The organism is Xanthomonas sp. LMG 12460, assembly GCF_009192895.1.
In the GTDB taxonomy this organism is placed as follows: Bacteria; Pseudomonadota; Gammaproteobacteria; order Xanthomonadales; family Xanthomonadaceae; genus Xanthomonas_A; species Xanthomonas_A sontii.
In genome coordinates, this window is sequence record NZ_NKUH01000039.1 from 24,659 (window position 1) to 38,636 (window position 13,978).

At 70.5% G+C, this 13,978-nt stretch carries 10 protein-coding genes; 4 read left to right on the forward strand and 6 right to left on the reverse strand.

Features of this window, described 5'->3' with window-relative positions:
• Window positions 1-142: 142 nt before the first annotated feature.
• From CEK66_RS09225 to CEK66_RS09250, 6 genes are all read right to left on the reverse strand, one after another.
• Window positions 143-1,450, reverse strand: a complete 1,308-nt coding sequence (locus CEK66_RS09225; RefSeq protein ID WP_152236716.1) for a hypothetical protein — start codon at window positions 1,448-1,450, stop codon at window positions 143-145.
• Window positions 1,451-1,535: 85 nt separating this feature from the next.
• Window positions 1,536-4,349: a TonB-dependent receptor gene (locus tag CEK66_RS09230; protein ID WP_226978551.1), complete on the reverse strand. Its 2,814-nt coding sequence runs from the start codon at window positions 4,347-4,349 to the stop codon at window positions 1,536-1,538.
• A 274-nt stretch (window positions 4,350-4,623) separates the two neighbouring features.
• Entirely contained in the window at window positions 4,624-5,670 is a 1,047-nt protein-coding gene (locus tag CEK66_RS09235; protein ID WP_152236717.1) for a FecR domain-containing protein, read from the reverse strand.
• Window positions 5,667-6,215: an RNA polymerase sigma factor gene (locus tag CEK66_RS09240; RefSeq protein WP_152236718.1), complete on the reverse strand. Its 549-nt coding sequence runs from the start codon at window positions 6,213-6,215 to the stop codon at window positions 5,667-5,669. The genes CEK66_RS09235 and CEK66_RS09240 overlap by 4 nt, the downstream gene beginning before the upstream one ends.
• A 182-nt stretch (window positions 6,216-6,397) precedes the next feature.
• Window positions 6,398-8,044 (reverse strand): chaperonin GroEL, encoded by a 1,647-nt coding sequence (groL, locus tag CEK66_RS09245; protein ID WP_010340980.1) that lies wholly within the window; start codon window positions 8,042-8,044, stop codon window positions 6,398-6,400.
• 147 nt (window positions 8,045-8,191) lie between these two features.
• The gene (locus CEK66_RS09250; RefSeq protein WP_010340979.1) at window positions 8,192-8,479 is read right to left on the reverse strand and encodes a co-chaperone GroES; all 288 of its coding nucleotides are present in this window, start codon (window positions 8,477-8,479) and stop codon (window positions 8,192-8,194) included.
• A 280-nt stretch (window positions 8,480-8,759) separates the two neighbouring features.
• On the opposite strand from CEK66_RS09250, the gene CEK66_RS09255 reads away from it, so the two are divergent.
• From CEK66_RS09255 to CEK66_RS09270, 4 genes are all read left to right on the forward strand, one after another.
• Entirely contained in the window at window positions 8,760-10,538 is a 1,779-nt protein-coding gene (locus CEK66_RS09255) for an endonuclease (RefSeq protein WP_152236719.1), read from the forward strand.
• A 157-nt stretch (window positions 10,539-10,695) separates the two neighbouring features.
• Window positions 10,696-11,028, forward strand: a complete 333-nt coding sequence (gene cutA, locus CEK66_RS09260) for a divalent-cation tolerance protein CutA (protein ID WP_017907317.1) — start codon at window positions 10,696-10,698, stop codon at window positions 11,026-11,028.
• Between the two features lie 4 nt (window positions 11,029-11,032).
• Window positions 11,033-13,330: a protein-disulfide reductase DsbD gene (locus CEK66_RS09265; protein ID WP_152236720.1), complete on the forward strand. Its 2,298-nt coding sequence runs from the start codon at window positions 11,033-11,035 to the stop codon at window positions 13,328-13,330.
• Window positions 13,327-13,920, forward strand: coding sequence for a TlpA disulfide reductase family protein (locus CEK66_RS09270; RefSeq protein ID WP_152236721.1), 594 nt, complete (start codon window positions 13,327-13,329; stop codon window positions 13,918-13,920). Before CEK66_RS09265 ends, CEK66_RS09270 begins: the two co-directional genes overlap by 4 nt.
• Window positions 13,921-13,978: the final 58 nt, after the last annotated feature.

Here is a 13,978-nt window from a genome sequence, read left to right on the forward strand (position 1 = left end):
AGTTTCTAACCTGCATGGCGCTGACAACACTGTCAACACGCTGCCATGCATCGCTCGTAGACGTTTTTTGGTTGTGCGCGATTCGTTGCAATGCACGCGGATTCCCGCCGCATCGTCGCAGCGGGACCGCGTGTGGCGCCGCTCAGCTGGACGGCAGCGCCAGCGCCGCCTGGCGGCCGCTGGCGAACGGACCATGCACCGCCAGCACCGTGTCCGACTCGTCGCTGTTGTCGGTGACCACGATGCGGTACTGCGCGCCGCCCGGCTCGACCCGTATCACGACGTGGCCATTGGTGCTGGTCATCTCGCGGATACGCTTGTTGGCGACCACGTTCTCCGGCTTCATCGCAGTGGCGTAGATGTCGCGCGGGCCCGGGTACAACCGCTCGCTGAGCATGTTCTCCAGCGGCGACACCGACGGATGCGCCGAGTCGTTGGTGAGGATGACGAACGCGCGCGCACGCAGCGCGCGCACGCAGGCCGGGCCCATCGCATCCGCATACGCATGATGGTTGGCCACCGCCACGTCGACCGCGCCGACCATCTGCGCCACCGGAGTTTCCACGTCGCGCCAAGGATCGTCGCCGTAGTAGTTGATGCTGTTGGAGAGGTCGCCGCCGCTGTAGTAGGTGAAGGCGCCGTAGTGCAGGCGCAGCGCGGCCGAGCACTGGTTCTCGGTCGGCACGGCGCCTGGCGGGAACAGTGCGCGCGTGCGTTCGCCATCGCCGGTCCACAGCTCACCGTTGACCACCAGGTTGCGGATGGCGAAGTCCGGATACGCGGCGGCATCGCGACGCAACCGCAACTGGTCGGCGGCGCCGGCACGGAAGCGTTCTACCCGTGCGCCAATCGCGCGCTGCTGCTCGATGAAGGCGCGATAGTTGCGCTGGTTGGGATCGTCCAGCGCTTGTGGATACGCATAGTCCGGATAGCCGCGATCCAGATAGCGACGGATCGGCAGCCACTGCGCCACGTCGATCACGCCGGTCAAGGCGTAGTGCCCGCCCGGCGCCAGCGGCGTGTCCGGCAGGCATTCGCCCATGTGGTCGCGGTGGAAGTGGGTGAGCACGAAGTCGTCGAGTTCGTGGCGGCCGGCCTGCGCCAGATGGCGGTGGGCATAGCGGCCGACCCACTCGCCCGGGCGGCGGCTGGCGTTGGGCAACTCGTCGATCAGGTACTTGTCCAGGCCGTCGATGGCGCCGGCGTCGATCATCATCGCGGTGCCGTCGGGGCACACGATCAGGGTCGCGTTGCCGCGGCCGGTGCCGATGTGGTGGATGTCGAGCATGCCCGGGGTCCAGCCGCCGAGCGGTTCGCGGATGCGATCGACGGATGCGGCAGGGGCGGCCGCGGCGCGCTGCGCCCACCCCGGCAGTGGCAACATGCCGGCGGCGAGCGCCGTGCCGAGGCCACCGAGGAAGCGGCGGCGCGTAAGGTGCGAAGAAGGCATCGAAGGGTCCTGGCAGATCAAGGAAAGCGGCAGGCGTGACGTCGCCGCGCGCTGGCGGCGACGCACGCATGGCGCAGGGCGTGGTTCACCAGGCCCATTGCAGCGAGGCGACGTAGCTGCGGCCGAAGATCGGCCGACCCACGGTCGCGTCCGCTTGCACCAGGTCGCCGGACACGCCGGGCGCGCGCGCATTGCCTTCGGTGAGACCATGCGCATCGGTGACGTTGGTGCACAGCAGTTGCGCACTGAGGTTGGCGTCGAGCTGCAGATGCAGGCCCAGGTCCAGCGTGCGATAGGCCGGCAGCACGCTAGCGTTGGTGAAGTCCTGGAAGCGTCGACCGATGCCGAACCAGGTAGCGTAGGCGCGCGCTTCCACCTCGCCGACCTGGAAGCGGTAGCTCGGCTGCAGCGACCAGCTGTACTTGGGCACGCGCGGGATCTCGTTGTCGACCAGGGAAGCGCCGGACAGCCCGCTGAATGTGTCGGCGCCGCTGATGCGCGGGTCCTGCAGCGTCACCGAACCGGTCAACTCGACGCCGTCCAGCGGCCGCCACGTACCCTCGAATTCCACGCCCTTGGTGCGCGTGTCGATCAGCAGCGGCACGTTGACCAGCAGGCCACTGGCATTGGCGACGTAGGTGCTGGAATTGAGCGACTTGAAGTCGCTGTAGAAGCCGATCAACACCAGCTCCAGCGGCCGCGAGGCGTACTTCACCCCGAGTTCGGCCTGGCGGATCGGCGTCACCGGCGTGGCGCGGCCGTCGGGCATGCGTCCACCGATGCCGGCGACCACGTTGCCCCATTGCTCGCTCAGCCGCGGGAAGCTGAAGCTCTCGGTGTAGCGGGCGAAGGCATTGACCGGGTCGGCGATCTTGTAGGAGGCGCCGAGCGTCCACGAGGTGCCGGCCATGTCCTTGCTGTAGGGCACGCTGCCGACCAGGCCGGTGACCGTGCGCGCGGCCAGCGGGCCGCTGCCGGCGATGGTCTGGGTGCCGATCACACCGCGGTTGCCTTCCTCGCGCCGCCACACCCGGCGGATGCCGGCGTCCACCTGCCAGGCGTCGTCCAGCTTCCAGGTATCGGCCGCGTACAGCGCGGTGGCGGTGCCGTGGCTTTCGCCGATCAGGTCGCCGCTGCCGTACGCGGTGAAGCCGTTCTCGGTCAGGCTGCCCAGCACCTGCCCGGCGGCGTTTAGCGCCTGGATGTCCAGCGCGTCGGGATTGCTCTTCACGTCGGTCAGCAGTGCGTTGCCGAGTTGCGCCTGGCGCAGCGTGAAGCGGCTGACGCTCAGGCCCATGGTGATGTCGTGGCTGCCGCCGCCGGCCAGATCGAACAGCCGGCCCAGGCGCAGGTCGTTGACGAGGTCGCTGTAGTGGGTCTGCGTGCTGGACCAGGTGTTGATCATCGCCAGGCCGGCGGTGGAGGCCGGATCGAACGGCGTGTTGCTGCCGGCCAGCACGTAGCGCAGCGACGCAGTGCCCGGGAAGGCCGCGCGCGCCGCGCCCAGCCGCGAGGCGAGCAGCGCCGCCGCATCGGTCGGCGCGCCGTTGAACAGCGCATTGAAACCGACGTCGCCGTTGACGTAGCGCGCCCTGTCGCTGAGTCGCCAGCCGTTGGCGAATTCGGTGTCGCCGCCGATGGTCAGGGTGCGCGTGACCGGATGCACGCCATCTGCCAGGTCGCGCGTCTCCACGCCGTTGCCGCCAGCGCCGTCGAGGGTGCGGAAGGCGACGTGGCGGAAGCTGGCGCTGTTGAGCGTGCCGGTGCCCGGATCGATCAGCGCGCTCAGCGACTGGCCATTGCGGGGGTCGGCAAGCGGGATCGCGCTGTAGAACACGCCGCGGTCGTTGAGATACTTGAAGTCGGCGAAGATCTTGCCGAAATCGAACTTGTAGGTGCCGCCGACCTTGAACTGCCCGCCCTGGTTGCCGTTGCCGAAGCCCGGATCGCGCAGGCCGTCGCCCTGTCGGTAGAAGCCGCTGACCGCGTACTGCAGCGCGTCGTTGCCCTTGACCGGACCGGAGGCCACGCCGTCGATGCGGGCCAGCGCATCGGCGCCGCCGGTCAGCTTGACCGCGCCGCTGGGCGTGTCGGTGCCGTGGTTGGTGATGAAATTGAGCACGCCGCCGGATGCATTGTTGCTGTAGATCGGCGCGGTACCGCCCCGCACCACTTCGGCATCGGTGGTGCCCAGGTCGAGTCGGTAGACCTCGTCGATCTGCAGTTGCCGCTCGTAGTTGGATTCGAACAGCGGCAGGCCGTCCTCGAGCACGTCGAGCAGACGGAAGCCGGACCATGGCAGGCCGCGGATCACCACGTTCTCGCCACCGGCCTCGCCGCCGGAATTCTCCACGGTCACGCCCGGCACCGAGCGCAGCAGGTCGACCACGCTGCGCGGCGCCTGCCGCGCGATCGCCTCGGCGCCGACCGTGGACACCGCGTACGGCGCCAGGAACTTCGGCTGCTGGGTGGCGGTGCCGGTGACCACCACCCGGTCCAGGTCGATCGCATCGGCGGCGGCGGGCGCGGGTGCGGCGACGCTGGCCGAGGGCATCGCGGTGGCCTGTACGATCACCGTGTCGCCGTCCAGGCGGAAGCCCAGGTCGGTGCCGCGCAGCAGGCCGCTGAGCGCCTGCCGCGGGTCGCCGGCGACGCTGCCGCCGGGGCTGCGCTTGTCGCGCAGCAGCGCCGGATCGGCGATCACCTGCAGGCCGGTGGCGCGCGAGAACGCGGCGAGGGTGGCGCCGAGGTCGCCGGGCGGCAGGGTCGCGGCGGCCGGCGTCGCGGCGGCGGCCGACGGTGCGATGGCGGGCAGCGCCACCAGCGCCGCCAGGGCAGCGGCCAGCGCGGTGGCGCGCGGAGAACGGAGGGCACAACGGAAGGAGCGGCGGGGCGGCATGAGCAAGGTCGTCGTCGGGTCGCCAACGTGGCGTGGCAAAGGACAAAGACGCCGCGACGCGCCGATCCCGACAGGGAATTGCATGAATTTTTTGTGACGCGTCGCAGCACCGCACGGTCGCGTGGCCGGCGAACCGGCCGCGAGGACAGGCGCCGCGCGCCGTCGCGTGCAGCATCGCGTTGCCCTGCCGACGCCGGCGCCGGCAGCCAGACCCCGCACGTCGCGCCTGCCCGCGCGCGCGACGCCGCGACGGCAACGGCAACGGCAACGGCAACTACTGTGGCGTGGCGGCGCGTTCCACGCGGATGCCGTCGGCGCGCCGCTGCAGCTGCAGCGGATACAGCTGCGCCAGATGCATGAGGGTCTGCTCCGGCCGGTCCAGGCGGAAACGCCCGGACACCTGCAGCGCACCCAGCGCGGGATCGGCGAGCACGATCGGCTGCGGCGAGCGCCTGTTGAGCCGCTCGATCAGCCGCGCCAGCGGAATGCCGGCGGTCTGCAGCCAGCCCTCACGCCAGTCGCCGGCCTGCGGATCGAACCGCGTCAACGCGCCCAGGCCGGTGCCGGCCGTGTCGATGCGCATGCCGGCCGCCAGCACCTGGTGCGCGGCGCCGTTGTCGATCTCCACCCGCCCCGAATACACCGACAGCTCGCTGGTGGCGCCATCGCGCGCCAGGTTGAAGACGGTGCCCAGCACCTGCACCCGCGCCGGGCCCAGATTCACCTGGAACGGGCGCTGCGGATCGTGGGCGACGTCGAAGAACACCTCGCCGCGCTCCAGCGCCACCTCGCGCCGCTGCGCGCGCAGTTGCACCCGGACCCGGCTGGCACCGTTGAGGGTGAGCACGCTGCCATCGTCCAGGCGCAGCACCCGGGTCTGTCCGGGCGCGGTCGTGGCCACGATCGACGCCGGATCCGGGTGCAGCCGCGGCCACAACAGCACCGCCAGCAGCGCCAGGCCGGCCGCCCATGCCGCCAGCGGCCGCCAGCCGCGACGGCGCGGATGCTGTGCCGCGGGCACCGCCGCAGCGCCGGCAGACGCTGCCACCGCGCGTGAAGCGGGCACGCGGGCGGCGGCCGGCGCAACGGTGGCCACGGCCGGCGCGTCCGCCGGCGCGGCGTAGGCGGCAAGCGCCTCCAGCAGCGCCGCATCGTGGGCCAGCGCCCACAGCGCATCGAAGGCGGCGCGGTGCGCCGGATCGGCCGCCAGCCACTCGGCCAGGCCCGCTGGATCGCCGCCCGCCGTGGCCATGGCGCGCGCGACCCAGTCAGCCGCGGCATCCTGCACCGCGTCATCGGCGGCGGCGTTGCCCTGCCTCATGCCGCATCCTCCGGGCCACGCCGACCCGCCGCGGGCGGCGGCACCGCGTCGCCACGCGCCACCGTCTCCTGCAGCCAGCGCAGGCCGCGGCTGACATGCTTCTCCACCGCCGCCTCGCTCAGGCCCAGCGCCTCGCCGATCTCGCGATAGCTCTGCCCGCGCAGGCGGCTGCGCACGAACACCTCGCGGCGCAGCGGCGGCATGCCCTGCAGCGCGCGGGCGAAGGTCTCCACGCGTTGCCGCTGCATCGCCGCCTCCTCCACGCCCGGCGCCGGGCTGGGCACTTCGTCGTCGATGGGCTCGGTGCGCTGGCGCTGGCGCCGGCGCAGGTGGTCGTGCAGCAGGTTCAGGGCGATCGCCCTGGCCAGCGCGGCCAGGTCGGTCACCGCGTGGTCGCGTGCGTACACGACCACGCGCAGGAAGGTCTCCTGCACCAGGTCCTCGGCCAGCGACCAGTCGCCGGTGCGGCGGAACAGGAAGCGCTGCAACGCCGGCCGGTGCTGGTCCAGCCGATGCGGATCGAGTTGGCAGACCGGGGCGACCATGACCGCTCGCAGAGGCTGGGCGAGCGCAGCTTATAGCGCATCGGCATGCCACCGCGATGACCGGCATGCGGTGCGGCCGCCGCCGGCGCGCGCGTAAAACGCGCACCAAAAAAAAAAAGAGCCCCGCATCGCTGCGGGGCTCCTTTCGACTGCGTGGAACAGGTCGGCCGAGGCCGGCTGGATCAGAAATCCATGCCGCCCATGCCGCCCATGCCGCCGCCCATGCCGCCCGGAGCGGCCGGCTCTTCCTTCTTCGGGGCCTCGGCCACCATCGCTTCGGTGGTGATCATCAGGCCGGCGATCGAGGCGGCGTTCTGCAGCGCCGAACGGGTCACCTTGGTCGGATCCAGGATGCCGAACTCGACCATGTCGCCGAACTCGCCGTTGGCGGCGTTGTAGCCGAAGTTGCCGCTGCCTTCCTTGACCTTGTTGAGGATCACGGACGGCTCTTCGCCGGCGTTGGTGACGATCTCGCGCAGCGGCGCTTCCATCGCGCGCAGCGCGATCTGGATGCCGTGGGTCTGATCTTCATTGGCGCCCTTCAGCTCGCCGATCGCGCTCAGCGCGCGCACCAGCGCCACGCCGCCGCCCGGGACCACGCCTTCTTCCACCGCCGCACGGGTCGCGTGCAGGGCGTCTTCGACGCGCGCCTTCTTTTCCTTCATCTCGATCTCGGTGGAGGCACCGACCTTGATCACCGCCACGCCGCCGGCCAGCTTGGCCACGCGCTCCTGCAGCTTCTCGCGGTCGTAGTCCGACGAGGTCTCCTCGATCTGCGCCTTGATCTGCTTGATGCGCGACTCGATCGCCGAGGTGTCGCCGGCGCCGTCGATGATGGTGGTGTTCTCCTTGGAGACCTGCACCTTCTTGGCGCGGCCCAGGTCCTTGATGGTCGCCTTCTCCAGCGCCAGGCCCACTTCCTCGGAGATCACGGTGCCGCCGGTCAGCACGGCCATGTCTTCCAGCATCGCCTTGCGACGGTCGCCGAAGCCCGGGGCCTTGACCGCCACGACCTTGACGATGCCGCGGATGGTGTTGACCACCAGGGTCGCCAGCGCCTCGCCTTCCACTTCCTCGGCGACGATCAGCAGCGGCTTGCCGGCCTTGGCCACGCCTTCCAGCACCGGCAGCAGGTCACGCACGTTGGAGATCTTCTTGTCGTGCAGCAGCACGAACGGGTCGTCCAGGTCGGCCTGCTGGCTCTGCTGGTTGTTGATGAAGTACGGCGACAGGTAGCCGCGGTCGAACTGCATGCCCTCGACCACGTCCAGCTCGTTCTCCAGGCCCGAGCCTTCCTCGACCGTGATCACGCCTTCCTTGCCGACCTTCTTCATCGCGTCGGCGATGATGTTGCCGATCGACTCGTCGGAGTTGGCGGAGATGGTGCCGACCTGGGCGATGGCCTTGTCGTCGGCGGTGGGCTTGCTGATCTTCTTCAGCTCGGCCACGGCGGCCACGACGGCCTTGTCGATGCCGCGCTTGAGGTCCATCGGGTTCATGCCGGCGGCGACCGCCTTGGAACCTTCGCGGATCAGCGCCTGCGCCAGCACGGTGGCGGTGGTGGTGCCGTCGCCGGCATTGTCGGAGGTCTTGGAGGCGACTTCCTTCACCATCTGCGCGCCCATGTTCTCGAACTTGTCGGCCAGTTCGATTTCCTTGGCGACGGAGACGCCGTCCTTGGTGATGGTCGGGGCGCCGAAGCTCTTCTCGAGCACGACGTTGCGGCCCTTCGGGCCCAGGGTGGCCTTGACGGCATTGGCGAGGATGTTGACGCCGCGCACCATGCGCGAACGGGCGTCTTCACCGAAACGGATATCTTTGGCAGCCATGTTGAGTTACCTCGGGAATAGGGAATGGAGAACAGGGAATAGGCAGATCAAGAGCGGGCGGTCGGGACGGGACGGAAATCGCGGGCGACGAAGGCGCCTGACCGATTCCCGATTCACCATTCCCGATTCCCGCGATCGGCGGCGCTCTTAGCCGACGATCGCCAGAACGTCGTCTTCGCGCAGCACCTTGTACTCGACGCCTTCGGCCTTGTAGCTGGAACCGGCGTACTGGCCGTAGATGACCTTGTCGCCGACCTTCAGCGCCGGGGCGCGCACGCTGCCGTTGTCCAGCGGCTTGCCGGCGCCGACGGCCACGACTTCACCCTTGGTGGACTTTTCCTTGGCCGAATCCGGGATCACGATGCCGCCGGCGGAGATTTCGTCGGCTTCGATCGGCTTGACTACGACGCGGTCGTGAAGCGGCTTGATGCTCATTGAGTGAGACCTCTTAAGTGATTGATTGGTCTAGGAAATGCCGGCGATGTTAGCACTCGCCCATGACGACTGCCAGCAACGCTCGCGAAAAAACCCGGTAGCGCCGGGATGCGCCTGATGTAGTGCCGCGGCCAGGGCTTTCAAGGGCGGGAGGCAAAAAATTTTTGCCAGGAACGTGCATTCGGTGGCAAGCAGTGACCGAATCCCGTCACAGTGTCACAGAGGCAGGCTAGGCTGAGCGCGGACCCAGGGGGGGATCCGTCACCAAAAGGAGTTGTCGATGAAGCCATCCGCCGTTGCGCTGCCGCTGGCCTGCCTGCTCGCCCTTGCCGGGCCGGCCCAGGCCGCCGTATTCATCAATGAATTGCATTACGACGATGCCACCGCCGCCGGCGACACCGGCGAAGGCGTGGAGATCGTCGCCACCGCCGGGGAGAGCCTGAGCGGCTACCGCGTCTACCTGTACAACGGCAGCAACCCGGGGTCGGCCACCGTCTACGCCAACAGCGCGGTGCCGGCCGGCAACCTGGTCAGCTGCGGCGGGCAGGTGCGCATCGCCACCGTCAGCTACGCCAGCAACGGCATCCAGAACGGGCCCAACGACGGCCTGGCGCTGGTCGACGGCAACGGCAAGGTGGTGCAGTTCCTCAGCTACGAGGGCGCCATCACCGGCGGCGGCGGCCCCGCCGCGGGCATGACCAGCCAGAACCTGCCGGTCAGCGAGAGCAACAGCACCCCGGCCGGCACCTCGCTGCAGCTGCGCGGCAACGGCAGCGCCGCGGCCGACTTCAGCTGGAGCGACAGCGCCACCAGCACCTTCGGCGCCTGCAACAACGGCCAGACCTTCGCCGGCGGCGGCGGCGGCAACGCCGCGCCGACCGTGACCGCCACCACCCCGACCCAGGGCGCCACCGACTTCCCCGCCGCCGGCGACCTGGCGGTGACCTTCAGCGAGACGGTGAGCCTGGCCAGCGGCGCGTTCGGCCTGAGCTGCCAGCAGTCCGGCAGCGTGGCGCTGACCTATCCCAGCAGCGGCACCCAGTTCGCGCTGTCCACCAACACCGCGCTGAAGGCCGGCGAGAGCTGCACCCTGAGCATCGTCGCCGCACGCGTGAGCGATGCCGACGGCGCGCATCCGGCGCAGGATCGCAGCGTCGCCTTCAACGTCGCCAGCGGTTCGGGCGGCGGCGGCAATGGCGCCGGCACCTACTATTCGCGGGTCAACACCTCCAGCCCCAGCCAGTTGCGCTGCTCGCTGCACGAGACGATCAAGGGCCACACCGTCTATCCGTACAGCAGCAGCTCCGGCACCGATACCTGGGCCATCCTGGAGATCGCCGACGAGGATCCGAACAACGGCCAGCGCGTGCTCGACGCCTACCGCAACCGCAGCTATGCCAAGGGCACCGACCGTGCCGGCAGCGGCAGCGGCCTGAAGTACAACCGCGAGCACAGCTGGCCGAACTCGCTGGGCTTCGGCACCGCCACCGGCAACAAGGGCCTGCCCTACGCGCCGTACACCGACACCCACATGCTGTACCTGACCGACGCCACCTGGAACGCCGACCGCGGCAACAAGCCCTACGCCAAGTGCGACAGCAACTGCGGCGAGCGCGCCACCGAGGCCAACGCCGGCTTCGGCGGCGGCAGCGGCCGCTACCCGGGCAATTCCAACTGGGTGCGCACCCCGGACGGCAACAGCGGCACCTTCGAGGTGTGGGACCACCGCAAGGGCGACATGGCGCGTGCGGTGATGTACATGGCGATCCGCTATGAGGGTGGCGTGGATGCCAAGACCGGGCAGTCCGAGCCGGACCTGGAGCTGACCGACGACCGCAGCAAGATCGTCAAGACCTCGTCCTCGCCGGCCTACATGGGCCTGCTGTCGACCCTGATCGCGTGGAGCCAGCAGGATCCGCCGGACGACGCCGAGCGCGCCCGCAACGAGGTGATCTACAGCTTCCAGGGCAACCGCAACCCGTTCATCGACCACCCGGAGTGGGCGACCTCGTCGCTGTTCACCTCGGCCAAGCCGGCCAGCTGCCAGTTGCTCAACTGAGCCGTGGTGCCTCGCCCGCTGCATTTGGAGCGGGCGGGGATGATCAGCCATTCGGCTGCTGAAAAACCCGGGATTCGGGATTGGGGATTCAGAGCGGCGCCGGCTTTCCCCGCGGGCGCCGCCAAAGCGCGGCCGGCATCCCTATACTGTCGGCCGCATGTCCGCGCCCGCCCTCCGCTTGCTGCTCAGCACCTGCCCCGATCCGGCCAGCGCCGCGCGGGTCGCCCAGGCGCTGGTCGACGAACGCCTGGCCGCCTGCGTCAGCCGCCTGCCCGGCGTGCAGTCCACCTATCGCTGGCAAGGCGAGGTGGAACAGGGCGAGGAGGTGCTGCTGCTGATCAAGACCGCCGCCGACCGCCTGCCCGCGTTGCGGCAGCGGCTGTGCGCGTTGCACCCCTACGAGGTCCCCGAACTGGTCGAACTCGAGGTCGCCGGCGGCCTGCCGGCCTACCTGCAGTGGGTGCATGCCGAAACCCGTGAGGAACCGTAAGCCGATGACCCTGCTGCACCGCCTCGCCGCCCTGTGCCTGCTGGCCGTGGCCGCCTTTCCCGCCCTGGCGATCAGCGAAAAGGACCTGCTGCCGGTGGACCAGGCCTTCGCGCTGAGCGCACAGGCACCCGAACGCGGCCGCATCGCGCTGCACTGGGACATCGCCAAGGGCTACTACCTGTATCGGCACCGCATCGCGGTGAAGGTGATGGGCGGCTTCAAGCCCAACCCGACCCTGCAGTTGCCGGCCGGCCACAAGAAGACCGACCCGTACTTCGGCGAGGTGGAGACCTACCGCGACGAACTGAACGCGGTGCAGAGCGGCGTCGCCGATCCCGGCACCAGCCGCGTGCAGTTGGAGGTGCGCTACCAGGGCTGTGCCGATGCCGGCGTGTGCTATCCGCCGCAGAAGCGCCTGCTCGAGGTGACCCTGCCGGCCGCCACGGCCGCCACCGATCCCGCACCGGCACTGCCGCCGCCGGCCGCGACGGGCGGGCTGCCGGGCAGCGGCCCGGGCGCCGGCAACGGGGCCAAGCCGCTGTTCGGTCCCGGCCCCGGCACCGCGGCGGTGCAGGGCCTGCCGCTGCCCTCGGACCAGGCCTTCCAGTTCGAAGCCATCGTCGGCGACGGCAATACCCTGCTGCTGCGCTTCACCCCGGCGCCCGGCTACTACCTGTATCGCGACCGCACCGCGCTGGCGCTGGAGGGCGCGCCCGGCATCCGCACCGGCATGCCGCGCTGGCCCAAGGGTAGCTCGCACCAGGACGAACACTTCGGCAACGTGGTGGTGTACTTCGACCAGACCGAGGTCACCGTGCCGCTGCAGCGCCAGCGCGCCGACGCCACCGCCGCGACCCTGGTGGCGACCTTCCAGGGCTGCCAGACCGACGGCATCTGCTACCCGCCGATGACCCGGCGGGTGAAGCTGGCGCTGCCCAAGGGCACCGTCACCCCGGCCGACCAGGCCGAGGTCAGCCCGCTACTGGTGACGCCGCTGGACAGCCGCCAGGCCGACGCCAACGACGCGGCCGCGGCCACGGCCGCCGATGCCCTGCCGGCGACGCCGGACGCCTCGGCGCACAACGCCGCGCGCAGCGCCGCACCGCCGCCGGCCACGCAGAACCTGCTGTGGATCCTGCTGCTGGCGCTCGGCGGCGGCCTGCTGCTGAACCTGCTGCCGTGCGTGCTGCCGATCCTGTCGCTGAAGGTGCTGGGCCTGGCGCAGAGCGGCGAGAGCCGCGGCCGCGCCCGCAGCCATGCGCTGTGGTACACGCTGGGCGTGCTCGCCTCCTTCGCCGTGGTCGGCGGCATCGCCGTGGCCGCGCGGCTGCTGTGGGGCTTCCAGCTGCAGCGCCCGGGCTTCGTCGCGGTGCTGGTGTACCTGATGTTCGTGGTCGGGCTGAGCCTGTCGGGGGTGTTCACCCTCAGCGCCAACCTCGGCGGCGTCGGCCAGTCGCTGTCCACGCGCAGCGGTCCGGTCGGCGACTTCTTCACCGGCGTGCTGGCCTGCGTGGTGTCCAGCGCCTGCATCGGCCCGTTCATGGGCCCGGCGCTGGGCTATGCGCTGACCGCGCCGCCGGCGATGGCGATGCTGGTGTTCCTGACCCTGGGCCTGGGCCTGGCGCTGCCGTTCCTGCTGATCGGCTTCGTGCCCTCGCTGGCCAGGCGCCTGCCCAAGCCCGGCGCCTGGATGGAAACGCTCAAGCAGGTGCTGGCGTTCCCGATGTACCTGAGCGCGATCTGGCTGCTGTGGGTGCTGGGCAAGCAGCGCGGCGTGGACGCGGTGGCGCTGCTGCTGATCGGCGCCACCCTGCTGGCGCTGGGCCTGTGGTGGTTCGAGCGCGCGCGCTGGCGCGACCACAAGACCGGCATGCGCCTGGCCGCCGTGCTGCTGCTGGCCGCGCTGGTGCCGGCCTGGGGCGTGACCCGGCTGCCGCCGCCCAGCGCCAGCGTCGAGCGCAACACCGTGGCCTATTCGCCGCAGATGCTCGACCGCCTGCGCACCGACAACCGCGTGGTGTTCGTCAACATGACCGCCGACTGGTGCGTCACCTGCAAGGCCAACGAACGCAACGTGTTCGACAGCGACGCGTTCCGCGACACCATCAAGCGGGTGGACGCGGTGTACATGAAGGGCGACTGGACCAACGAGGATCCGCGCATCAGCGCCTTCCTCGCCGAGCACAAGGCAGTGGGCGTGCCGCTGTACGTGGTCTATGGCCCCGGCGCGCCGCCGACGGTACTGCCGCCGGTGCTGAGCCAGGCGGTGGTCGAGGACGCCCTGCTGCGCGCGGCGCGATGACCCCCGCCAGCGCGCGCCTGCTGGCGGTCGCCGCGGTGGCGGCGGTGCTCGGCGTGGCGGCGGCGCACTGGTGGGAACGGCGGACGCCGGCGCTGGCCCCGGCAACGTCCGCCAAGGCCAGCGGCCATGCGGCCGCGCCGCCGGTCGCCGCGGCGCGCCCGGGCGATTCCGCCCCGGCGCTGCGCCTGCCCACGCTCGACGGCGGCCACCTGACCCTGGCGCAGTTCCGCGGCCGGCCGCTGCTGGTCAACGTCTGGGCGAGCTGGTGCGAACCCTGCGTGCGCGAGATGCCGGAACTGGACCGGCTGGCGCGCGCGCAACCAGCCGACGGCCTGCAGGTGCTGGGCATCGCCCTGGACCGCGCCGAAGACGTGCGCGACTTCCTGCAGCGAGTGCCGATCGGCTACCCGATCGCGCTGGAGACGCCCGGCCCGGCCGACGCCAGCGTGCGCCTGGGCGACACCCAGGGCCTGCTGCCGTACAGCGTGCTGATCGACGCCGACGGCCGCATCGTCAGGCAGAAGCTCGGCCCGTTCGCGCCGGGCGAAGTGGAGGCCTGGGTGGGCGGCGGCGCGCAGCCGACGCTGTAGCCGGCGAGCCAGCCGCCGATGCGCGCCCTTGTGGGAGCGACGTCCGCGTCGGCGACGC

Coding starts and splice junctions, on each gene's coding strand:
- CEK66_RS09225 (WP_152236716.1), bottom strand. CDS start 1,450: ATGCCTTCTTCGCACCTTACGCGCCGCCGCTTCCTCGGTGGCCTCGGC.
- CEK66_RS09230 (WP_226978551.1), bottom strand. CDS start 4,349: ATGCCGCCCCGCCGCTCCTTCCGTTGTGCCCTCCGTTCTCCGCGCGCC.
- CEK66_RS09235 (WP_152236717.1), bottom strand. CDS start 5,670: ATGAGGCAGGGCAACGCCGCCGCCGATGACGCGGTGCAGGATGCCGCG.
- CEK66_RS09240 (WP_152236718.1), bottom strand. CDS start 6,215: ATGGTCGCCCCGGTCTGCCAACTCGATCCGCATCGGCTGGACCAGCAC.
- groL (WP_010340980.1), bottom strand. CDS start 8,044: ATGGCTGCCAAAGATATCCGTTTCGGTGAAGACGCCCGTTCGCGCATG.
- CEK66_RS09250 (WP_010340979.1), bottom strand. CDS start 8,479: ATGAGCATCAAGCCGCTTCACGACCGCGTCGTAGTCAAGCCGATCGAA.
- CEK66_RS09255 (WP_152236719.1), top strand. CDS start 8,760: ATGAAGCCATCCGCCGTTGCGCTGCCGCTGGCCTGCCTGCTCGCCCTT.
- cutA (WP_017907317.1), top strand. CDS start 10,696: ATGTCCGCGCCCGCCCTCCGCTTGCTGCTCAGCACCTGCCCCGATCCG.
- CEK66_RS09265 (WP_152236720.1), top strand. CDS start 11,033: ATGACCCTGCTGCACCGCCTCGCCGCCCTGTGCCTGCTGGCCGTGGCC.
- CEK66_RS09270 (WP_152236721.1), top strand. CDS start 13,327: ATGACCCCCGCCAGCGCGCGCCTGCTGGCGGTCGCCGCGGTGGCGGCG.